The sequence below is a fragment of the Citrobacter sp. Cb031 genome (genome assembly GCF_030336725.1).
Taxonomy (GTDB): Bacteria; Pseudomonadota; Gammaproteobacteria; order Enterobacterales; family Enterobacteriaceae; genus Citrobacter; species Citrobacter braakii.
Genome location: NZ_JAOWDA010000019.1, coordinates 322,655 through 344,171, shown reverse-complemented (window position 1 = coordinate 344,171; position 21,517 = coordinate 322,655). Strand labels below are relative to the sequence as shown.

At 53.7% G+C, this 21,517-nt stretch carries 17 protein-coding genes; 9 read left to right on the top strand and 8 right to left on the bottom strand.

The genetic code is table 11. From position 1 onward, the window contains the following. Window positions 1-3 precede the first annotated feature (3 nt). A complete protein-coding gene (gyrA, locus tag OGV93_RS02875; RefSeq protein ID WP_016153796.1) occupies window positions 4-2,640 on the bottom strand; it encodes a DNA topoisomerase (ATP-hydrolyzing) subunit A in 2,637 nt (878 codons plus the stop codon). 158 nt (window positions 2,641-2,798) lie between these two features. Between gyrA and ubiG the strand changes: the two genes are divergently transcribed. The 4 genes from ubiG (at window position 2,799) to yfaE (ending at window position 7,753) form a co-directional block, all read left to right on the top strand. Beyond that, the gene (gene ubiG, locus OGV93_RS02870) at window positions 2,799-3,527 is read left to right on the top strand and encodes a bifunctional 2-polyprenyl-6-hydroxyphenol methylase/3-demethylubiquinol 3-O-methyltransferase UbiG (RefSeq protein ID WP_016157023.1); all 729 of its coding nucleotides are present in this window, start codon (window positions 2,799-2,801) and stop codon (window positions 3,525-3,527) included. A gap of 443 nt (window positions 3,528-3,970) precedes the next feature. Continuing rightward, a complete protein-coding gene (nrdA, locus tag OGV93_RS02865) occupies window positions 3,971-6,256 on the top strand; it encodes a class 1a ribonucleoside-diphosphate reductase subunit alpha (protein ID WP_016153798.1) in 2,286 nt (761 codons plus the stop codon). 112 nt (window positions 6,257-6,368) lie between these two features. Further along, entirely contained in the window at window positions 6,369-7,499 is a 1,131-nt protein-coding gene (gene nrdB, locus OGV93_RS02860) for a class Ia ribonucleoside-diphosphate reductase subunit beta (protein WP_016153799.1), read from the top strand. Continuing rightward, window positions 7,499-7,753, top strand: a complete 255-nt coding sequence (yfaE, locus tag OGV93_RS02855; protein WP_016153800.1) for a ferredoxin-like diferric-tyrosyl radical cofactor maintenance protein YfaE — start codon at window positions 7,499-7,501, stop codon at window positions 7,751-7,753. The genes nrdB and yfaE overlap by 1 nt, the downstream gene beginning before the upstream one ends. A 172-nt stretch (window positions 7,754-7,925) precedes the next feature. Here the strand turns inward: yfaE and glpQ are convergent, their stop codons facing one another. Further along, the gene (gene glpQ, locus OGV93_RS02850) at window positions 7,926-8,993 is read right to left on the bottom strand and encodes a glycerophosphodiester phosphodiesterase (protein ID WP_016157024.1); all 1,068 of its coding nucleotides are present in this window, start codon (window positions 8,991-8,993) and stop codon (window positions 7,926-7,928) included. Between the two features lie 3 nt (window positions 8,994-8,996). After that, the gene (gene glpT, locus OGV93_RS02845; protein ID WP_016153802.1) at window positions 8,997-10,355 is read right to left on the bottom strand and encodes a glycerol-3-phosphate transporter; all 1,359 of its coding nucleotides are present in this window, start codon (window positions 10,353-10,355) and stop codon (window positions 8,997-8,999) included. A 270-nt stretch (window positions 10,356-10,625) separates the two neighbouring features. On the opposite strand from glpT, the gene glpA reads away from it, so the two are divergent. The 5 genes from glpA to OGV93_RS02820 all read left to right on the top strand — a co-directional run bounded on the left by glpA (window position 10,626) and on the right by OGV93_RS02820 (window position 15,676). Further along, window positions 10,626-12,254 (top strand): anaerobic glycerol-3-phosphate dehydrogenase subunit A, encoded by a 1,629-nt coding sequence (gene glpA, locus OGV93_RS02840; RefSeq protein ID WP_016157025.1) that lies wholly within the window; start codon window positions 10,626-10,628, stop codon window positions 12,252-12,254. Further along, entirely contained in the window at window positions 12,244-13,503 is a 1,260-nt protein-coding gene (glpB, locus tag OGV93_RS02835; protein WP_046275944.1) for a glycerol-3-phosphate dehydrogenase subunit GlpB, read from the top strand. Before glpA ends, glpB begins: the two co-directional genes overlap by 11 nt. Beyond that, complete coding sequence (gene glpC / locus OGV93_RS02830) at window positions 13,500-14,690, top strand: anaerobic glycerol-3-phosphate dehydrogenase subunit GlpC (RefSeq protein ID WP_016153805.1); 1,191 nt, start codon at window positions 13,500-13,502, stop codon at window positions 14,688-14,690. The genes glpB and glpC overlap by 4 nt, the downstream gene beginning before the upstream one ends. Before the next feature lie 394 nt (window positions 14,691-15,084). After that, entirely contained in the window at window positions 15,085-15,414 is a 330-nt protein-coding gene (locus tag OGV93_RS02825) for a type II toxin-antitoxin system RelE/ParE family toxin (RefSeq protein ID WP_019077271.1), read from the top strand. Further along, complete coding sequence (locus tag OGV93_RS02820; protein ID WP_019077272.1) at window positions 15,395-15,676, top strand: helix-turn-helix domain-containing protein; 282 nt, start codon at window positions 15,395-15,397, stop codon at window positions 15,674-15,676. The genes OGV93_RS02825 and OGV93_RS02820 overlap by 20 nt, the downstream gene beginning before the upstream one ends. A 235-nt stretch (window positions 15,677-15,911) precedes the next feature. On the opposite strand, the gene yfaU is transcribed toward OGV93_RS02820, so the two are convergent. The 5 genes from yfaU to OGV93_RS02795 form a co-directional block, all read right to left on the bottom strand. Further along, on the bottom strand, window positions 15,912-16,715 hold the full coding sequence (yfaU, locus tag OGV93_RS02815; protein ID WP_284201254.1) for a 2-keto-3-deoxy-L-rhamnonate aldolase: 804 nt from the start codon (window positions 16,713-16,715) through the stop codon (window positions 15,912-15,914). 25 nt (window positions 16,716-16,740) lie between these two features. Next, window positions 16,741-18,030: an MFS transporter gene (locus OGV93_RS02810; RefSeq protein WP_047359210.1), complete on the bottom strand. Its 1,290-nt coding sequence runs from the start codon at window positions 18,028-18,030 to the stop codon at window positions 16,741-16,743. A gap of 56 nt (window positions 18,031-18,086) precedes the next feature. Further along, window positions 18,087-19,292, bottom strand: coding sequence for an L-rhamnonate dehydratase (gene rhmD, locus OGV93_RS02805; protein WP_016153809.1), 1,206 nt, complete (start codon window positions 19,290-19,292; stop codon window positions 18,087-18,089). 13 nt (window positions 19,293-19,305) lie between these two features. Then, on the bottom strand, window positions 19,306-20,088 hold the full coding sequence (locus tag OGV93_RS02800) for an IclR family transcriptional regulator (protein ID WP_016153810.1): 783 nt from the start codon (window positions 20,086-20,088) through the stop codon (window positions 19,306-19,308). A 218-nt stretch (window positions 20,089-20,306) separates the two neighbouring features. After that, entirely contained in the window at window positions 20,307-21,509 is a 1,203-nt protein-coding gene (locus tag OGV93_RS02795) for a nicotinamide mononucleotide deamidase-related protein YfaY (protein ID WP_115190386.1), read from the bottom strand. Window positions 21,510-21,517 lie beyond the last annotated feature (8 nt).

Sequence of the window (21,517 nt, the reverse complement as noted above, 5' to 3'; positions counted from 1 at the left end):
TAATTACTCTTCAGCGTCGTCCGCTGCATCGTCATCGCTTTCCGCTTCAGGCGCGATATCCTCGTCCCCTTCAGCAGCGCTACCGTCGATGGAGTCGAGCTCTTCATCATCAACCGGTTCAGCAACGCGTTGCAGACCCACAACGTTTTCATCTTCCGCAGTACGGATGAGGATCACGCCCTGGGTGTTACGTCCTACCACGCTGATTTCCGACACGCGAGTACGCACCAGCGTACCTGCATCGGTGATCATCATGATCTGGTCGGTATCTTCAACCTGCACTGCGCCGACAACGGAACCGTTGCGCTCGGTGACTTTGATGGAGATAACGCCCTGGGTCGCACGAGACTTGGTCGGATACTCTTCCGCCGCTGTACGCTTACCGTAGCCGTTCTGGGTAACGGTCAGGATAGCACCTTCACCGCGCGGAACGATCAGCGATACCACGCTGTCACTTTCCGCCAGTTTGATACCGCGTACGCCGGTCGCGGTACGTCCCATCGGACGAACAGCCCCCTCTTTGAAGCGCACCACTTTACCGGCAGCAGAGAACAGCATAACTTCGTCACTGCCAGACGTCAGGTCGACGCCAATCAGCTCATCGCCTTCGTTCAGGTTAACCGCAATGATACCGGCTGAACGCGGACGGCTGAACTCAGTCAGCGCTGTTTTCTTCACGGTACCGCTAGCGGTTGCCATAAAGACGTTGACGCCTTCTTCGTACTCACGTACTGGCAGAATTGCGGTGATACGTTCGTTAGCTTCCAGTGGCAGCAGGTTGACGATAGGACGTCCACGCGCACCACGGCTTGCTTCCGGCAACTGATAAACCTTCATCCAGTACAAACGACCGCGGCTGGAGAAGCAGAGGATCGTGTCATGGGTGTTGGCCACCAGCAGGCGGTCGATAAAGTCTTCTTCTTTAATTCGTGCTGCAGATTTGCCTTTACCGCCACGACGCTGCGCTTCGTAATCGGTTAACGGCTGATATTTCACGTAGCCCTGATGAGACAAGGTCACGACAACATCTTCCTGGCTAATCAGATCTTCGATGTTGATGTCAGCGCTGTTCGCGGTGATTTCGGTCCGACGTGCGTCGCCGAACTGTTCACGAATCAGCTCCATCTCTTCACGGATGACTTCCATCAGACGATCGGCGCTGCCCAAAATGTGCAGCAGTTCAGCGATCTGCTCCAGCAGCTCTTTATATTCGTCGAGCAGTTTTTCGTGCTCAAGGCCGGTCAGTTTCTGCAAACGCAGATCCAGAATGGCCTGGGCCTGCTGTTCAGTCAGGTAGTACTGACCGTCACGCACGCCAAATTCCGGTTCCAGCCATTCAGGACGCGCGGCATCATCGCCGGCACGTTCCAACATGGCAGAAACGTTACCCAGCTCCCACGAACGCGCGACCAGCGCTGCTTTCGCTTCTGCCGGGGTCGGCGCACGGCGGATCAGTTCGATGATCGGATCGATGTTCGCCAGCGCAATCGCCAGTGCTTCAAGGATGTGCGCACGGTCGCGGGCTTTACGCAGTTCAAAGATAGTACGGCGGGTTACGACTTCACGGCGGTGACGTACAAACGCAGCAATAATATCTTTCAGGTTCATGATTTTCGGCTGTCCATGGTGCAACGCAACCATGTTGATACCGAAAGAAACCTGCAGTTGGGTCTGGGAGTAGAGGTTATTCAGAACCACTTCCCCGACTGCGTCGCGTTTCACTTCAATCACGATGCGCATACCGTCTTTGTCAGACTCGTCACGCAGCGCGCTGATACCTTCAACGCGTTTGTCTTTTACCAGCTCGGCGATTTTCTCGATCAGGCGCGCTTTGTTCACCTGATACGGAATTTCATGGACGATGATGGTTTCACGGCCAGTTTTGGCATCCGCTTCGACTTCCGCGCGTGCGCGAATGTACACTTTGCCACGGCCGGTACGGTAGGCTTCTTCAATACCACGACGACCGTTGATGATCGCGGCGGTCGGGAAGTCCGGACCCGGAATATGTTCCATCAGCCCTTCAATGCTGATGTCTTCATCGTCAATGTATGCCAGGCAGCCGTTGATCACTTCCGTCAGGTTGTGCGGCGGAATGTTGGTCGCCATACCTACCGCGATACCGGACGAGCCGTTCACCAGCAGGTTAGGAATTTTGGTTGGCATGACGTCAGGAATTTGTTCGGTGCCGTCGTAGTTATCGACGAAATCCACCGTTTCTTTTTCCAGGTCAGCCATCAGCTCATGGGCGATTTTCGACATACGGATTTCCGTATAACGCATCGCCGCTGCGGAGTCGCCATCGACAGAACCAAAGTTACCCTGACCATCTACCAGCATGTAACGCAAGGAGAATGGCTGCGCCATACGAACAATGGTGTCGTAAACGGCGGTATCACCATGAGGGTGGTATTTACCGATTACGTCACCAACGACACGGGCAGATTTTTTATAGGCTTTATTCCAGTCGTTGCCCAATACGTTCATGGCGTAAAGTACGCGACGGTGAACCGGCTTCAGGCCATCTCGGACGTCCGGCAGCGCACGGCCAACAATGACCGACATCGCATAATCCAGATAGGAGCTCTTCAGCTCTTCCTCAATGTTGACCGGTGTAATTTCTCTCGCAAGGTCGCTCATCTAACCGCTATCCCTCTACTGTATCCCGGATTCAAAGGTCGCAAATTATAACACATCCGTGCAGATTCAGGTAAATGGATTCCCCCTGACAGAGGCTTTATTCATCCCGTCAGGCTGATATACTCATTTGCATCGCAAATTTAGGAGTAGAAGCCCCAATGAATGCCGAAAAACCTCCGGTAACTCACAACGTTGATCAGGAAGAAATTGCCAAGTTTGAAGCAGTCGCGTCACGCTGGTGGGATCTTGAGGGTGAATTTAAGCCACTGCACCGTATTAACCCGCTGCGCCTGGGCTATATCACGGAGCGCTCAGGCGGCCTGTTTGGTAAAAAGGTACTCGACGTCGGCTGCGGCGGCGGCATTCTGGCGGAAAGCATGGCGCGCGAAGGCGCAACCGTCACCGGGCTGGACATGGGCTTTGAACCGTTACAGGTAGCAAAACTGCATGCGCTGGAGAGTGGCATCCAGGTGGAATACGTTCAAGAAACCGTTGAAGAACATGCGGAAAAACATGCGCATCAGTATGACGTTGTGACCTGCATGGAAATGCTGGAGCACGTACCGGACCCGCAATCGGTGGTCAGGGCCTGCGCCAGACTGGTCAAACCGGGCGGCGAAGTGTTTTTCTCCACGCTTAATCGCAACGGCAAATCCTGGCTAATGGCGGTGGTCGGCGCGGAATATATTTTGCGTATGGTGCCGAAAGGCACGCATGATGTGAAAAAATTCATTAAGCCGGCTGAACTGTTAGAGTGGGTTGACCAGACCGTGCTGAAAGAGCGTCATATGACCGGCCTGCACTACAACCCGATCACCAACAGTTTTAAACTCGGCCCCGGCGTTGATGTGAACTATATGCTACACACTACCGCGCAAGCAGATTAACCTCCTCCACCCGGCCGGATAAGGCGTGCAACGCCGCAATCCGGCACCGTGCCCGATAGTGCGCAGCTTTCGGGCCTGCGCATCGCCTACCAATCCTGAGTAGGATCGTCAGGGCAATTTTTGCGCCAGGTCATAAGAACTTACCTTGCCTTAGATGAAGAAATCAGCACTCGATCAAATTTTCTATTTTTTTTCTCAATTATTGACATCCTCGCCAGGCCTTATAAGACGCGCACTTAGCGATTATTACCCTTTTGCAACCTCAATTTAACCTCAAAATCAACTCTTGTACTGAAAAGAATCCCTACTAGAATACTCACCATATAGCGTCTACTTTATCAAACAACCCCTACATATAGTATTTATCCACAGACTTAGTCACAACATGACTTTGTGGATAATATGGGGGATATTTTTTCTTTCACGGACAGGTAAAAAACCACATGAATCAGAGTCTGCTGGTGACAAAGCGTGATGGTAGTACAGAGCGCATCAATCTCGACAAAATCCACCGAGTTCTGGATTGGGCGGCAGAAGGACTGAATAACGTATCGATTTCTCAGGTCGAGTTACGCTCCCACATTCAATTTTATGACGGTATCAAGACATCCGATATCCATGAAACAATCATCAAAGCTGCCGCCGACCTGATCTCCCGCGAGGCACCGGATTATCAGTACCTGGCTGCTCGCCTGGCGATTTTCCATCTGCGCAAAAAAGCCTACGGCGAGTTTGAACCGCCGAAACTGTTCGACCATGTCGTGAAAATGGTTGAAATGGGCAAATACGACAATCATCTGCTGGAAGACTACACGGAAGAAGAGTTCAAGCAGATGGACTCGTTCATCGTACACGACCGCGATATGACCTTCTCCTACGCTGCGGTGAAGCAGTTAGAAGGTAAATACCTGGTACAAAACCGTGTTACCGGTGAGATTTATGAAAGCGCGCAGTTCCTCTACATTCTGGTAGCGGCGTGCCTGTTCTCTAACTATCCGCGTGAAACGCGTCTGCAATACGTAAAACGTTTCTACGACGCCGTTTCTACGTTTAAAATTTCGCTGCCGACGCCGATTATGTCCGGCGTGCGCACCCCTACCCGTCAGTTCAGCTCCTGCGTACTGATCGAGTGCGGCGACAGCCTGGACTCCATCAACGCCACCTCCAGCGCGATTGTGAAATACGTTTCCCAGCGCGCCGGCATCGGTATCAACGCCGGTCGCATCCGTGCGCTGGGTAGCCCGATCCGCGGCGGTGAAGCGTTCCACACCGGTTGTATTCCGTTCTACAAGCACTTCCAGACCGCGGTAAAATCCTGCTCCCAGGGCGGCGTACGCGGCGGTGCTGCAACACTGTTCTACCCAATGTGGCACCTGGAAGTTGAAAGCCTACTGGTCCTGAAAAACAACCGTGGCGTCGAAGGCAACCGCGTGCGTCACATGGACTACGGCGTACAGATCAACAAACTGATGTACACCCGTCTGCTGAAGGGCGGCGACATCACGCTGTTCAGCCCGTCCGACGTTCCAGGCCTGTATGATGCGTTCTTCGCTGACCAGGACGAATTCGAACGTCTGTACACCAAATATGAAAACGACGACAGTATCCGCAAGCAACGCGTGAAAGCCGTTGAGCTGTTCTCACTGATGATGCAGGAACGTGCCTCTACCGGGCGTATCTATATTCAGAACGTTGACCACTGCAACACCCATAGCCCGTTTGATCCAATTGTCGCTCCGGTGCGCCAGTCTAACCTGTGCCTGGAAATCGCCCTGCCGACCAAACCGCTGACCGACGTTAACGACGAAAACGGCGAAATTGCGCTGTGTACGCTGTCCGCATTTAACCTCGGTGCTATCAACAGCCTGGACGAGCTGGAAGAGCTGGCCGAATTGGCGGTGCGCGCGCTGGATGCGCTGCTCGATTATCAGGATTATCCGATTCCTGCCGCCAAACGCGGCGCGATGGGTCGCCGTACGCTGGGTATTGGCGTGATCAACTACGCCTACTGGCTGGCGAAAAACGGTAAGCGTTATTCTGACGGCAGCGCGAACAACCTGACTCACAAAACCTTTGAAGCCATTCAGTATTACCTGATGAAAGCCTCTAACGAGCTGGCGAAAGAGCAAGGCGCATGTCCGTGGTTTAACGAAACGACCTACTCCAAAGGTATTCTGCCGATCGATACCTATAAAAAAGATCTCGATGCTATTGTCAACGAGCCGCTGCATCTGGACTGGGAACAACTGCGCGAATCCATCAAAACGCACGGTCTGCGTAACTCCACGCTGTCAGCCCTGATGCCATCGGAGACCTCTTCGCAGATCTCTAACGCCACCAACGGTATTGAACCACCGCGCGGCTATGTGAGCATCAAAGCGTCGAAAGACGGTATTCTGCGCCAGGTCGTGCCGGACTACGAACACCTGCACGACGCGTACGAACTGCTGTGGGAAATGCCGAACAACGATGGCTATTTGCAGCTGGTAGGTATCATGCAGAAATTTATCGATCAGTCGATTTCCGCCAACACCAACTATGATCCGTCGCGCTTCCCATCCGGAAAAGTACCGATGCAGCAGTTACTGAAAGACCTGCTCACCGCCTACAAATTTGGTGTGAAAACGCTGTATTATCAAAACACCCGTGACGGTGCGGAAGATTCTCAGGACGATCTGGTGCCGTCCATTCAGGACGACGGCTGCGAAAGCGGCGCATGTAAGATCTGATGAACGATGCCGGGTGGCACCAGGCTCACCCGGCCTACAGTAGCTTGGTTTGTAGGCCGGAAAGGGTGCTTGTAACGCCATCCGGCACTCATCCCACAAAGGATTCACATCAATGGCATACACCACTTTTTCACAGACGAAAAATAACCAACTTCTGGAACCGATGTTCTTCGGCCAGCCGGTGAACGTCGCCCGCTACGATCAGCAAAAATATGACATCTTCGAAAAACTGATCGAAAAGCAACTCTCTTTCTTCTGGCGTCCGGAAGAAGTTGATGTTTCTCGCGATCGCATCGACTTCCAGGCGCTGCCGGAACATGAAAAGCATATCTTCATCAGCAACCTGAAATATCAGACGCTGCTGGACTCCATTCAGGGACGTAGCCCGAACGTGGCGCTGCTGCCGTTAATCTCGATCCCTGAGCTGGAAACCTGGGTGGAAACATGGGCGTTTTCAGAAACGATCCACTCCCGTTCCTACACCCACATCATTCGTAACATCGTGAACGATCCGGCGGTGGTGTTTGATGACATCGTCACCAACGAGCAGATCCAGAAACGCGCGGAAGGCATTTCCAGCTATTACGACGAATTGATTGAGATGACCAGCTACTGGCATTTGCTGGGCGAAGGCACGCATACCGTTAACGGTAAAACGGTTGTCGTAAGCCTGCGTGAACTGAAGAAGAAGCTGTATCTGTGCCTGATGAGCGTGAACGCGCTGGAAGCGATCCGCTTCTACGTCAGCTTCGCCTGCTCCTTCGCCTTCGCCGAACGCGAACTGATGGAAGGCAACGCGAAAATTATTCGCCTGATCGCCCGCGATGAAGCCCTGCATTTGACCGGGACCCAGCATATGCTGAATCTGCTGCGCAGCGGCGTGGACGATCCGGAAATGGCGGAAATCGCCGAAGAGTGTAAACAAGAATGCTACGACCTGTTCGTACAGGCCGCGCTGCAGGAAAAAGAGTGGGCGGATTATCTGTTCCGTGACGGCTCAATGATTGGCCTGAATAAAGACATTCTGTGCCAGTACGTTGAGTACATCACCAACATCCGTATGCAAGCTGTCGGACTCGACTTGCCGTTCCAGACCCGCTCTAACCCAATCCCATGGATCAACACCTGGCTGGTGTCTGATAACGTGCAGGTTGCGCCGCAGGAAGTGGAAGTCAGCTCTTACCTGGTCGGCCAGATCGATTCGGAAGTCGATACCGACGACCTGAGTAACTTCCAGCTCTGATGGGCCGCGTTACTCTGCGCATCTCTGGCACACAACTGCTGTGCCAGGATGAACACCCTTCCCTGCTTGCCGCGCTCGAATCGCACAATGTTGAAGTTGAATACCAGTGCCGCGCAGGTTATTGCGGCTCCTGCCGTACCCGTCTGGTAGCGGGACAGGTCGACTGGATTGCCGAACCTCTGGCCTTCATTCAGCCAGGTGAAATTTTGCCCTGCTGCTGTCGGGCAAAAGGTGATATTGAAATAGAGCTGTAACGCGTGGCGGGATAAAAATTACGACTAAAAAAGAGCCGCCGATGGACGGCAGCTCTTTATTTCTCCTGGAGGCAGGTATGGCCACGTTGACGGCAGACGGCCTTATCTAGCCGTTAATAACGTTTGATCCAACCAGGCCTGTGACCGGAGGTGCATCACAGACCTTGTGCCATTACTCTTTATTCAGGAATGTCACTGCTTTGTCGGGGAAGTCGGTGAACAGCCCGTCAACGCCCGCCTTGTTATACAGAATGTCATACAGCTGGTTTACGTCAGTGGTGTAATCCGGCAGTTGATCGGCACGAACGGTATAAGGATGCACCACCATCTTATTCTGATGCGCGTCCTGTACCATACCCGTTAACGAGATATTGCCTTTCTTCGACTTCTCATCAATCAGCATGTGGTAGTCCGGCCCAATGCCGTCCGCATACTGCGCAACTTGCTTCATGGCACCCGGTTTAAACATCCAGTCGTAGTTGTAATTAACCCAACTACCGTCCGGCTTTTTCTCCTGAGTTTCATTCCAGTCAGTGTACGCAATCAACTGTACCAGATTGAGATCCATCCCCATCTTCGGTTCCAGTTCATTCTTAATGCGCTTTAACTCTGCGACATCAAAACACTGTAGATAAACCTTGTCGTTCTTGTCGGTGTACCCGTACTTTTTCAGCACTTCCAGCGTTTTAGCCGCAATGTCCTTCCCTTCCTGATGATGGAACCACGGCGCTTTCATTTCCGGGTAAATGCCAATGTTTTTACCGGTTGAATGATTTAATCCCTGAACAAACTCAATCTCTTCTTCGAAAGTGTGCACACGGAAATCAGATTTACCCATCGGGAAACGCCCCGGGTAGGTCTGGACCTTTTTGCCATTTTCGATATCAAAGCCTTCGGTAAATTTCAGCGATTTAATCTCATCCAGCGTAAAGTCGATAGCGTAGTAGCGCCCATCTTTACGCGCACGATCCGGGAAACGCTCGGCAACATCGGTGACGCGGTCAAGGTAGTGGTCATGCAGGACAACCAGATGGTCGTCCTTGGTCATCACCAAATCCTGTTCCAGGTAATCAGCCCCCTGAGCATAAGCCATCGCTTTTGCTGGCAGCGTATGCTCCGGTAGATAACCGCTGGCGCCACGGTGCGCAATCACGATTTTTTCTGCGGCAACCGCCGCGCTGCTCACCACAATACCTGTCAGCATTAGCGCCACGCTGAGACTTTTCAATGTGGTTTTCATCTATTAGCCCCCGTTACGCTTCAGTGCGATCTCTTCGTGATGGCGTTTTTCGCCAATCATGACGACCACCAGCAGAATAACCGCCAGCACGCTACCGCCAATCATCACCATAAAGCCGCCGTCCCAACCGAAGAAGTCAACGGTATAGCCAACAATGGCGCTCGCCGCTACGGAACCGCCGAGATAACCGAACAGACCGGTAAAGCCAGCCGCCGTACCCGCCGCTTTTTTCGGTGCCAGTTCCAGCGCATGCAGACCAATCAACATTACCGGACCGTAGATCAGGAAGCCGATGATGATCATACAAGCCATATCCACGTTCGGGTTGCCTGCCGGGTTCATCCAGTAGACGATAGTCGCGATAGTCACCAGCGTCATAAAGAACACGCCGGTCGCACCACGGTTGCCACGGAAGACTTTATCCGACATCCAGCCGCACAGCAGCGTGCCCGGAATACCCGCATATTCATACAGGAAGTAGGCCCAGGATGATTTATCCAGCGCGAAATGTTTCACTTCTTTCAGATAGGTCGGGGACCAGTCCAGGATGCCGTAGCGCAGCAGATAAACAAACACGTTGGCGATAGCGATGTACCACAACAGTTTGTTCGGCAGTACGTATTGCATGAAGATCTGCTTCGCAGTCAGCTCTTCTTCCGCTTTCTCGTTGTAATCGTCCGGATAGTCGTTCTTGTACTCTTCGATAGGCGGCAGGCCACAAGACTGCGGCGTATCACGCATCAGAGCAAAAGCAAACAGCGCGACGACGATCGCACCGAAAGCAGGCATGTACAGCGCCGCTTTCCAGTCATTGAACCAGGCCATACCCAGCAGGAACAACAGAGGAGGCAGACCACCGCCCACGTTGTGCGCACAGTTCCAGACGGAAACAATGCCCCCACGCTCTTTCTGCGACCACCAGTGCACCATGGTACGACCACACGGCGGCCAACCCATTCCCTGGAACCATCCGCAGAGGAACAGCAGCACAAACATAACCGCAATGCTCGAAGTCGCCCACGGCACAAAGCCCATGAACAACATGACAGCGGCGGCCAGAATCAGACCCGCTGGCAGGAAAACGCGCGGATTCGAGCGATCCGAAACGGACCCCATGATGAATTTCGAAAATCCGTAAGCAATGGAGATACCGGATAACGCAAAACCCAGATCGCCACGCGAGAAACCTTGCTCAACCAGGTACGGCATCGCAAGGGCAAAGTTCTTACGTACCAGATAGTACGCGGCATAGCCAAAGAAAATCCCCAGAAAGATCTGCCAACGTAATCGACGATATGTCGGGTCGATCTCCGCTGCAGGCAAACGCGCCGTGTGTGACGCTGGTTTAAAAATGCTCAACATAGTGTAGCCTCCGTGGCCGTCTTTCATTCGAAGTAAACACTGCAGTTCGTCATTACTACCCTACCGCTCCCAGTGTGGCCGCGATGTTAAGGAAAGATACATAACAAAAATGTGAAACGCTGCACATATTGTTACAGATTTATGACAAATGTTCATAAAGGCGCACGAAATCACGTTTCATTTTCGAATAATGAGCGATTATGCGCGAAATCAAACAATCCATGTTTTTTATGTGGCTAAATGATAAAAAACGAACTGTGAGGAAAAACAATGAAAATTCGCGACTCGCAAACAAGTGACGTGATTATCATTGGTGGAGGAGCAACAGGTGCAGGGATCGCACGCGATTGTGCGCTGCGCGGGTTGCGCGTCATCTTAGTGGAACGCCACGATATCGCCACAGGGGCGACCGGACGTAACCACGGTCTGCTGCACAGCGGTGCACGCTACGCCGTCACCGACGCTGAATCTGCCCGAGAGTGCATCAGCGAAAACCAAATTCTCAAACGTATCGCCCGTCATTGCGTTGAGCCGACGGACGGTCTGTTTATTACCCTGCCGGAAGATGAACTCTCCTTCCAGGCAACCTTTATTCGCGCCTGTGAAGAGGCCGGTATTCGCGCAGAAGCCATTGACCCTAAGCAGGCGCGCATTATCGAACCTTCCGTCAACCCACAGCTGATTGGCGCGGTAAAAGTGCCGGACGGCACGGTTGATCCTTTCCGCTTAACCGCCGCCAACATGCTGGATGCGCGTGAGCATGGCGCAGTAATCTTAACGGCGCATGAAGTGACGGGACTGATTCGTGAAGGGGCAACGGTTTGCGGCGTGAACGTACGCAATCATCTGACGGGTGAGATGCAGTCTCTGCATGCACCGGTAGTCGTCAACGCCGCCGGGATCTGGGGCCAGCGCATTGCGGAATATGCCGATCTGAGCATCCGTATGTTCCCGGCCAAAGGTTCGCTGCTGATTATGGATCACCGCATTAACCAGCATGTCATCAACCGCTGTCGTAAGCCATCTGACGCCGATATCCTGGTGCCCGGTGATACCATTTCGCTGATTGGCACCACCTCACAGCACATTGATTACGATGATATCGACAGCAACCGCGTCACCGCAGAAGAGGTCGATATACTGCTGCGTGAAGGCGAAAAACTGGCGCCGATTATGGCGAAAACGCGCATTTTACGCGCCTACTCCGGCGTGCGTCCTCTGGTAGCCAGCGACGACGATCCAAGTGGCCGTAACGTCAGTCGTGGGATTGTACTGTTCGATCACGCCCAGCGTGACGGACTAGACGGGTTTATCACCATTACCGGCGGCAAATTGATGACCTACCGCCTGATGGCAGAGTGGGCCACCGATGCCGTTTGCCGTAAGCTGGGCAATACCCAACCTTGCACAACGGCAGACACGGCGCTGCCTGGCTCACAAGAATCGACCGAGCATACGCTCAAACGCGTGATCTCGTTGCCCGCGCCACTGCGCGGCTCAGCGGTCTACCGTCACGGCGATCGCACCCCTGCGTGGCTTAGCGAAGGTCGTCAGCACCGCAGCCTGGTCTGTGAATGCGAAGCGGTCACTGCAGGTGAAGTGCAGTACGCCGTCGAGAATTTGACCGTCAACAGCCTGCTGGATTTGCGTCGCCGTACCCGTGTTGGAATGGGGACCTGCCAGGGCGAATTGTGTGCCTGCCGCGCCGCAGGTTTGCTGCAACGTTTTAATGTCACCACCGCCGCGCAATCTATCACCCAGCTTTCCGATTTCCTCAATGAACGCTGGAAAGGCGTGCAGCCTATCGCCTGGGGAGATGCGCTGCGCGAAAGCGAATTCACACGCTGGGTTTATCAGGGATTGTGCGGTCTGGAAAAGGAGCACCAGGATGAAATTTGATACCGTCATTATCGGCGGCGGCCTGGCCGGACTACTGTGCGGCCTGCAACTGCAAAAAAGCGGTTTACGCTGCACGATTGTCACTCGCGGCCAAAGCGCCCTGCATTTCTCCTCCGGCTCACTGGATTTGCTCAGCAACTTACCCGATGGCCAACCGGTGACGGATATAGAAGCAGGCCTGAATGCGCTGCGCACTCAGGCACCCGCGCACCCGTACAGCACCATCGGAACGCACAACGTCCTGGAGCTGGCCCAGCAGGCGCAAAATCTTCTCGAAGAATGCGGAACGCATTTGCAAGGCAAGGTGCATCAGTCACATCAACGCATCACCCCGCTGGGAACGCTGCGCTCAACCTGGTTAAGTTCCCCGGAAGTTCCGGTCTGGCCGCTGTCCGCGCAGCGTATCTGCGTTGTAGGTATTAGCGGTTTACTGGATTTTCAGGCACATCTCGCCGCGGCGTCGCTGCGTCAACGCAATCTCAGCGTCGAGACGGCAGAAATCGATCTGCCTGAGCTGGATGTCCTGCGTGATAACCCGACCGAGTTTCGCGCCGTCAATATTGCGCGCCTGCTGGATAACGAAGATAAATGGTCGCTGCTCTATGACGCTTTACTGCCAGTAGCAAAAACCTGCGACATGATAATTATGCCGGCCTGCTTCGGTCTGGCGGATGAACAGCTCTGGCAATGGCTTAACGAGCGCCTCCCCTGCTCGCTGACGCTGTTACCGACCCTCCCGCCTTCGGTACTGGGTATGCGTTTGCATAACAAATTGCAGCGCCAGTTTGTGCGCCAGGGCGGCGTCTGGATGCCGGGTGATGAAGTGAAGAAAATCACCTGTCAGGACGGCGTAGTCAGCGAAATCTGGACCCGTAATCATGCCGATATTCCTTTGCGGCCACGTTTCGCCGTGCTCGCCAGCGGCAGCTTCTTCAGCAGCGGGCTGGTCGCCACGCGTGAGGCCATCTACGAACCTATCCTGGGGCTGGATGTACAGCAAACCGCCACGCGCGCCGAGTGGTATGAGCGTGACGTCTTCGACCCACAACCGTGGCAGCAGTTTGGCGTTACGACCGATGCCGGGCTGCGCCCGTCGCTGGCGGGACAAACGATAGAGAACATGTATGCCATCGGTTCCGTTCTCGGCGGATTCGACCCTATCGCCCAGGGTTGCGGAGGCGGCGTGTGCGCTGTTAGCGCCTTACACGCCGCACATCATATTGCGAAACGTGCAGGAGGCCAGCAATGAGCGACACACGTTTTGAAAGTTGTATCAAATGCACGGTGTGCACCACGGCCTGCCCGGTAAGTCGCGTCAATCCGAACTACCCCGGTCCTAAACAGGCCGGACCGGACGGTGAGCGTCTGCGCCTGAAAGATGGCGCGTTATATGACGATGCGCTGAAATACTGCATCAACTGTAAGCGTTGCGAAGTAGCCTGTCCGTCAGATGTGAAGATTGGCGATATCATCCAACGCGCGCGCGCCAAATACGACACAACGCGTCCGTCGCTGCGTAACTTTGTCTTAAGCCATACCGATTTGATGGGTAGCGTGTCCACACCATTCGCCCCGATAGTGAATACCGCCACCTCACTCAAACCGGTGCGTCAGTTGCTGGATTACGCGCTAAAAATCGATCATCGCCGTACGCTGCCGAAGTACTCTTTCGGTACCTTCCGCCGCTGGTATCGCAGCGTTGCCGCTCAGCAAGCGCAATATCAGGATCAGGTTGCCTTTTTCCACGGCTGTTTTGTGAATTACAACCATCCGCAGCTCGGCAAAGACCTGATCAAAGTGTTGAATGCGATGGGAACCGGAGTGCAACTGCTGAGCAAAGAGAAATGCTGCGGCGTACCGCTGATTGCCAACGGTTTTACCGATAAAGCGCGTAAGCAGGCGGTGAGCAACGTGGCCTCCCTCAGAGAAGCAATTGACGGCAAAGGCATTCCGGTGATCGCCACCTCATCAACCTGCACCTTTGCGCTGCGTGATGAATATCCGGAGGTGCTGGACGTCGACAACTCAGGTCTACGCGAACACATTGAACTGGCAACCCGCTGGCTGTGGCGCAAGCTGGATGAAGGCAAAACGCTGCCGCTGAAAACGCTGCCGCTGAAAGTGGTCTACCACACGCCATGCCACATGGAGAAAATGGGCTGGACGCTCTACACGCTGGAACTGCTACGACAAATTCCAGGGCTGGAGCTAACGGTGCTGGACTCGCAATGTTGCGGGATTGCTGGGACATACGGCTTTAAAAAGGAAAACTACCCGACATCGCAGTCCATTGGCGCACCGCTGTTCCGCCAGATTGAAGACAGCGGCGCTGATATCGTCGTCACCGACTGCGAAACCTGTAAATGGCAGATTGAGATGTCTACCAGTAAGCGCTGCGAACACCCCATCACCCTGCTTGCCAAAGCGTTAGGTTAATTCTGTTGCCCGGTGGCGTTGGCTACCGGGCATTTTTGCGAATGCCGTTGTACATAACTGAATACGTTGCAACCGGACGTATTTATCTCTGACTCCTCCACGCAAAAAATCAATTCCTCAAATGCAGCCCGCGTCATTCGTAGGTATCGTCACACCATCTTCTCCCTCTGGTGACGGACTACCATGGCTAAATCAGCAACATCAACACCGTACGATGCGGTTTTTAAAAGATGGTTTCTTATCCTGAGAATAATTATGTGAAGCACACAAAACCAATACTGACAGGCTGTAACCAGATTGCTGCGGCAATCGTCAAATAAATTAGCCTTCAGGTTAATTTTGAATGGTTATGAATTAGCCTATGAGCTAACATTTATTTGGAGTGGGCAGCCATATGTTTAGCGTTGTTTATCACCCTGAGGCCAGGGCAGAAGCAACTGCATTACCCGTAAAAATTCGGGTTAAGTTTGACCGGCTCATTGGTAAGCTGGAACATAACGCCCAGTTGTTGCGGGAGCCGGATACGAAACCTCTTGGCGATGGACTTTTTGAGATCCGCACGATGGGTACTGATATAGCCAGAGGTATCTGGCTATATCATAAAGGCAACACTATCATCATGCTCCGCGTTTTCATCAAGAAATCACAGAAAACGTCAGCAAAAGAAATCGAACTCGCCAAAAATCGGTTAGCGGAGGTGCTTAATGAAACTGGTAAGCCATAAAGAACTGCATAACGAATGGATGCAGAATGATGAGTTTCGTGCTGCATGGCGGGAAGAAGAACGTAAAGAGATGCTTAGAGAACTGCTTGCAGAATGGCGGAGGCATAACAACCTGACAAAAGCTCAGGTTGCCGAACGTATGGGGGTGACGCCTCCGGTTATTTCCCGCCTTGAAAATAACATTACCAAAGCCAGTATTGAGACATTGACTCGCTACGCCTACGCCTGCGGCATCAAAAAACCAGTCATCGCCCTGTATTGATTAACCCGTTACTCCGGAGCCGGTCTGTTGGAGAAAATCATCTCCGTGCATATTTCGTGGTAAGAATATTATGTGAGTTAATCAAAATCAGACGGCGCACGGGAACTCAAGCTTCATCTGTCAACTTCATATCAGTTTCCGCTGGTGGATATCACGATGGTATCTGACGACGTGACAGAGCATCACCATTAGGAGCTATTTCAGGCCCGATGGCGCTACACCACCGGGCCCGATATTAATAACTGCTTTTCAACGTTTGCGTACTCTGGCCTGGCTTAAACATTGCCAGCCTGCGATCCAGCGCTTCGGTATAAAGCATGGTATCCACGCCTACCGCGACAAAATTTGCTCCCCATTGCAGACATTTCTGCGCCATTGCTGGGTCAACAGCGAGGAAACCGGCTGCTTTTCCGGCTGCGCGAATACGGCGAATGCTTTGCTCAATGATCCGCTGCACCTCCGGGTGTCCGGCATTATCCGGATAGCCCAACGACGCAGAAAGATCCGCCGGGCCAATAAAGACACCGTCAATACCGTCAACGTCCAGAATGGCATCCAGATTATCCAGTGCCGCTTTGCTTTCGACCTGTACCAGCAGGCAGAGTGATTCATTAGCCTGGGCCATATAATTGTCGATACGCCCCCAGCGCGCCGCCCGTGCCACGCTGGCGCCGACACCACGCTCGCCGAGCGGTGGATAACGAGTCGCGGAAACCACCTGAAGCGCCTGCTCTGCGCTATCGACCATCGGGACAAGCAGCGTCTGCGCGCCGATATCCAGCACCTGCTTGATCAACGCTTTACTGCCTTCCACCGGGCGAACCACAGGCTGGCTGGCATAAGGCGCAATCGCCTGCAACTGATGGTAAAGATCCTGCACCGTGTTCGGCGCGTGTTCTCCATCAATCAGCAGCCAGTCATAGCCCGACGTCGCGGCAATCTCCGCCATGTAAGAGGTGGTCGAACTGAGCCACAGGCCGACCTGGATTTCCCCTTTGCGTAATCCTTCTTTGAAGGGATTTGATAACAATGCGTTCATAACGATCCTTACAACGTAGATAAGATTAATGATGCGCAGCGCCTGCTTGTGAAACTGAACGGTTCACACTCAGCGTAAAGATGATTAGCGAGCCAATAATCGCGACGCCCGCGAGGACCAGCAGGCCCGCCGCATCGCTGGCAAACACCGTTTCGGCTTTGACGCGCAGAATGGGAGCAATAAAGCCGCCAACGGCACCAAACAGGTTGACGAAGCCGATCCCCGCCGCCAGAGCAGTCCCGGAAAGAAGTTGCGTTGGCATCGTCCAGAACACTGGCTGTACCGCAATGAAACCGACCGCCGCGACGCAGAGCGCCACAATCGCCAGTACCGGTGAAACCAGCCCGGAAAGGCCAATGCCGATTCCTGCCGCCAGCAGCGTCAGCGCGGCAACATTACGCCGGTCGCCGGTGCGATCGGAGTAGCGGGGAATAAGCCAGGTACCAAACAGCGCCGCCACCCACGGTATTGCCGCCACGACCGAAGCCGTAAAGCCCACTTTTGTCCCTAACAACGCAGCAACCTGAGTTGGCAGGAAGAAGATCAGGCCATACACCGCCACCTGGATCGTCAGATAGATAATCGCCAGTTGCCAGACACGGCCATTACGCAGCGCATCCGACAGGCGTGAAGTGACCTTTTTCTCTTCTTCACTCGCCAGTTGGCTAATAAGTAACGCCTTTTCCTCCGCGCTCAGGAAACGTGCCTGCTGCGGGGTATCATCCAGCCAGAAGAAGGTGAAAATGCCCGCGCCTACCGCCAGTAAACCTTCGATAACGAACATCCAGAACCACCCTGGATGCCCCATAAAGCCGTGCATCTCCAACAGCGCACCGGAAAGCGGCGATCCCAGGGTTAACGCCAGCGGCGCCCCCATGTAGAACAGCCCCATGATGCTGGCGCGGTTACGCTGGGGGAACCACTGGGACGTCAGGTAGATCATACCGGGGAAGAAGCCCGCCTCTGCCGCCCCCAGCAGAGTACGGATAATCAGAAATTTCGATTCAGTATCCGCCCATGCCATCGCCGCAGAGAGGAATCCCCACAGCAACGTGGTGGTACCAATCCAGGTTCTGGCACCAAATTTACGCATCAACAGGTTGGCAGGAACCCCCAGAAAGGCGTAAACCACAAAGAAAATCCCCGCGCCCAACGCATAAGCTTCGTTGCTCAGACCGGTATCAATCTGATAGGTCTCTTTGGCAAAACCGATGTTCGAGCGGTCAAGAAACGCCAGCACATACAGCGCCAGCATAAAGGGAATCAAACGGGCGCGGTTTTTCTTCACCACACCATCAAGTAACGTGGTACTCATAGCAAGATCCTCAAAGAAATGAGGGCGTTGCCGTGGTATTGGCAACGCACTGGTCATTAGTGGCTATAAGGGCGCTTCAGATTGCAGTCGCGGTTAAGCTCGACGCCAAATCCTGGTTTGTCGAGCACTGACTTATGAATGCGGCCATTGACGGGTACCGGCTCGTCCAGAAGGATCGGATCAAACTGTGGACGCATCGTTGAACAATCCGGGCTGGTCATCAAAAACTCACTGAACGGGGTATTGGTGAACGTGATCACCGCGTGGTGCGAGTAAACCGAGGAACCATGCGGCACCACCAGCTGTCCGCGCGATTTAGCAATAGCGGCAATTTCCACCAGCGTGGTTAACCCACCGCACCAGCCCACATCCGGCTGCATGATATCGATGCCGGTTTCTGAGAGCGTGCGGAAGGACTGCAGCGTCCCGTGGTGTTCACCGCTGGTAACCATCATCCCCGCCGGGGCGTTACGTTTCAGCTCGCGATAGCCTTCATACTGCTGCGGCGGCAGACACTCTTCGATCCACTTCAGATTGGACGGTGCGCAGGCATGGGCCAGTTTGGTGGCATAGTTCACGTCCTGACTCATCCAGCAATCGAGCATCAACCAGAAATCCGGACCGCATTTCTCACGCATGTCGGCTACCATTGCCGCATCTTTGCGGATCCCCGCATCCCCGTCGTGCGGCCCCCAGTGGGTCGGCATTTTGCCGCCAATAAAGCCCATTTCTTTCGCCAGATCAGGGCGCGCACCGGTCGCGTAGAATTGAATTTCGTCGCGTACCGCGCCACCCAATAGTTTGTAGACCGGTAAACCCACCACCTTGCCAAACAGATCCCACAGCGCCAGATCCACGCACGAGATGGTGTTCATCACCAGACCGCCGGAGCCGGAGTAGTACATCGTTGCGCCCAGCATCTGGTCGTGAATGAGTTTGATATCACTGACGCATTTCCCTTCAATAAAACGATTGAGATGCTTTTCCACAATAAAGCACCCCATCTCCCCTGCCGTGGAAACAGCAAAACCGGTCTGTCCGTTTTCAGCTTCCACTTCAACAATCAGTGTTCCTAATACGTTGATGCCAAAGGACTGGCGCGATTGCTCATATTCACGATATTTGCTCATTGGCGTGGCGATATGATCGTCAATCCAGTGGTTAGCGCCCTGATCGTGATAGTCGCCGCCGCCAGCGCCTTTATCCGCCGTAGCACCACCGGTAAACCAGGCACGAACGTGTTTAATTTTAGGTAGGGTCATGGTGTTCTCCTTTTTATGAAGCGAGTGAGTCGAAGGGACTTTTCCATCCCAACAGGCGTGAAATATCCCTGGCGCAGGCAATCGCTTTACCGGCCAGATAATCACGGTTCTCTTCGTTAATTTGCAGACGAGTGCCGACCACTGAAATCGCGGCGGTCAGTTCATTGTTAGCGTTAAAAACAGGCGCTGCGACGCAGCGAACATCGGGATAATCTTCGCCATTATCAAAGCTCCATCCACGCTGTCGAATACGCTCCAGCTCATCATTCAACTGCTGTGGCCTGGTGATAGTGGTCGGCGTTGCCTGTTCCCATATCAGCTGTTCAATAATGGCTTTTCGTGCGGCTGCCGGTTGCCAGGCCAGCAGGCATTTGCCGATACCCGAGCGATAGAGCGAAAGACTTTTCCCTTCGTGGGAGCGCACGCTGATAGTGGATGACGATTCCACTTTCAGAATGTAATACGCGCTTTCGTGGTCGATGATCCCGAGATGGCAAAGTAACCCTGTCTCATCCATCAGCTGTGTCAGCCGGGGACGCGCCAGTTCACGTAAATCCATCTTGCTCAGCGCATGCCCGGACAGCTCAACCAGCTTGGTCCACAGGCAGTAATTTTCCTGATGATCAATGCTAATAAAGCGCTGACGCTTCAGTTCGTTAAGTAACAGGTACGCGGTGCTTTTTGGAATACCCAGCGCCTCTATGATGGTGGCGGCGCTACATGGGCCGATACGCGCAATGAGATTGAGTATTTCGATCGCCCTGGTGAGCGCGGGAACTTTGCTTGATTCCAACATACTGGACTCCAGTCTGAGATACTGGAATCAGTGTGGTAGGTTAAGGGGGTTAAAATTGTGAAGCGCATCAAATCCTCTCGTTCTTCCAGCTGGCTGGAGAAAAAACGAGCATAATTGTGAACTAACGCACGGATTTTTTTACAGAGAGTACAACAGGTTGGACTGATAACGGGAAGGCCAGTATGCCTTCCCATAACAAGCGCGTGAGAGAGTGCAAGTCAGGAAGGCAGCGTCAGGGATTCAACCACTTCTATCCAACCGTGTTCGCTGGCAATATCCTGCCCGTTGAGCCAACGGCGCAGCATATTGAGCGCCATCATTGCACACACTTCCTGACGCACCGACAAACTATAACGATTAGCGTTCAGCCGTACGCGTAAGGCATGCGTTCCATCAGGCGTTGCCAGCGCAAAGTTAATATGTTCGTTTTCGAAAGCCGATACCGCCAACGCCAGCCCGGCATAATGGTTGCCGCGTCGTTCGGTTATCCAGTGTGCCGTTTGCGCCAGCGTTTCTTCCTGGGGCGGAACCACTTCGCTCGCCAACAGCGGAGCATTCACGCGCGAAAGCTGCAGCGCCACCAGACCGCCGGTGAATTGTTCGCTTAGCGTCAGGCTGTATTGCCGTTCCTGCAACGTGCGGGCGATTTGCGCGGGTAAACCTTCCGTACCTTCGAAAATCATATTCTGCCCGGCAACCCGCTTAACTTCTGGCCACAGCGCCAGCATCGCTTCCCGTTGGGAATCCGGCCCGGTCAGCTTCAGTTCGATAATCGGCATTGACGAGCGGTAGCCCATTGTCACTCCCGGAGGCAATTGCAGCGGATCCAGGCTCTGCGCCAGCTCGCTTTCAGAACGACCAAAAGTGGTTAATCGCAGGCATAGCGGGGGTTGAGACAGCGAAAAACGCTCACGCAAACGCGGCAGGATCTCATGCTCAACCATAACTTTAAATTCTGATGGCACTCCTGGGGTAAAGAACATCAGGCAGCGGTTAAGCTTCAGGGCAAACCCACACGCGGTTCCTACCGGATTATTGATGAATTCCGCGCTGGCAGGTAGCTCAGCCTGTTTGCGGTTACTCGGTGCCATCACGCGTCCACGATCGCGGAAATAACGCGCCATCTCGTCGAGCCATGCTTCATGCAGCACCAGCCCTTCACCTTTTGCCGTGGCCGCCGCCAGCGCGCTCAAATCATCGCTGGTTGGTCCCAGACCGCCGTTAACGATCAGTACATCGGCATGTTCGCTACGCTCACGCAAAACGGCGACCAAATCATCAAGATTGTCGCCTACCGTGTTGCGACGGGTTAGTGGTAACCCCTGATTAAAGAAAAAATCGGCCAGCCAGGCGGCATTCGTGTCGACGATTTGTCCGTGCAACACTTCATCCCCGGTGGATAGCATCTCCACGTTTAACATCGTGTTCT

Bases quoted from the DNA above. Each gene is read 5' to 3' on its own strand.
- glpC (WP_016153805.1), top strand. From the start codon at position 13,500: ATGAGCGACACACGTTTTGAAAGTTGTATCAAATGCACGGTGTGCACC.
- rhmD (WP_016153809.1), bottom strand. From the start codon at position 19,292: ATGACCCTACCTAAAATTAAACACGTTCGTGCCTGGTTTACCGGTGGT.
- yfaE (WP_016153800.1), top strand. From the start codon at position 7,499: ATGGGCCGCGTTACTCTGCGCATCTCTGGCACACAACTGCTGTGCCAG.
- OGV93_RS02810 (WP_047359210.1), bottom strand. From the start codon at position 18,030: ATGAGTACCACGTTACTTGATGGTGTGGTGAAGAAAAACCGCGCCCGT.
- ubiG (WP_016157023.1), top strand. From the start codon at position 2,799: ATGAATGCCGAAAAACCTCCGGTAACTCACAACGTTGATCAGGAAGAA.
- nrdA (WP_016153798.1), top strand. From the start codon at position 3,971: ATGAATCAGAGTCTGCTGGTGACAAAGCGTGATGGTAGTACAGAGCGC.
- glpT (WP_016153802.1), bottom strand. From the start codon at position 10,355: ATGTTGAGCATTTTTAAACCAGCGTCACACACGGCGCGTTTGCCTGCA.
- glpA (WP_016157025.1), top strand. From the start codon at position 10,626: ATGAAAATTCGCGACTCGCAAACAAGTGACGTGATTATCATTGGTGGA.
- OGV93_RS02825 (WP_019077271.1), top strand. From the start codon at position 15,085: ATGTTTAGCGTTGTTTATCACCCTGAGGCCAGGGCAGAAGCAACTGCA.
- glpQ (WP_016157024.1), bottom strand. From the start codon at position 8,993: ATGAAAACCACATTGAAAAGTCTCAGCGTGGCGCTAATGCTGACAGGT.
- nrdB (WP_016153799.1), top strand. From the start codon at position 6,369: ATGGCATACACCACTTTTTCACAGACGAAAAATAACCAACTTCTGGAA.
- OGV93_RS02800 (WP_016153810.1), bottom strand. From the start codon at position 20,088: ATGTTGGAATCAAGCAAAGTTCCCGCGCTCACCAGGGCGATCGAAATA.
- gyrA (WP_016153796.1), bottom strand. From the start codon at position 2,640: ATGAGCGACCTTGCGAGAGAAATTACACCGGTCAACATTGAGGAAGAG.
- yfaU (WP_284201254.1), bottom strand. From the start codon at position 16,715: ATGAACGCATTGTTATCAAATCCCTTCAAAGAAGGATTACGCAAAGGG.
- glpB (WP_046275944.1), top strand. From the start codon at position 12,244: ATGAAATTTGATACCGTCATTATCGGCGGCGGCCTGGCCGGACTACTG.
- OGV93_RS02820 (WP_019077272.1), top strand. From the start codon at position 15,395: ATGAAACTGGTAAGCCATAAAGAACTGCATAACGAATGGATGCAGAAT.
- OGV93_RS02795 (WP_115190386.1), bottom strand. From the start codon at position 21,509: ATGTTAAACGTGGAGATGCTATCCACCGGGGATGAAGTGTTGCACGGA.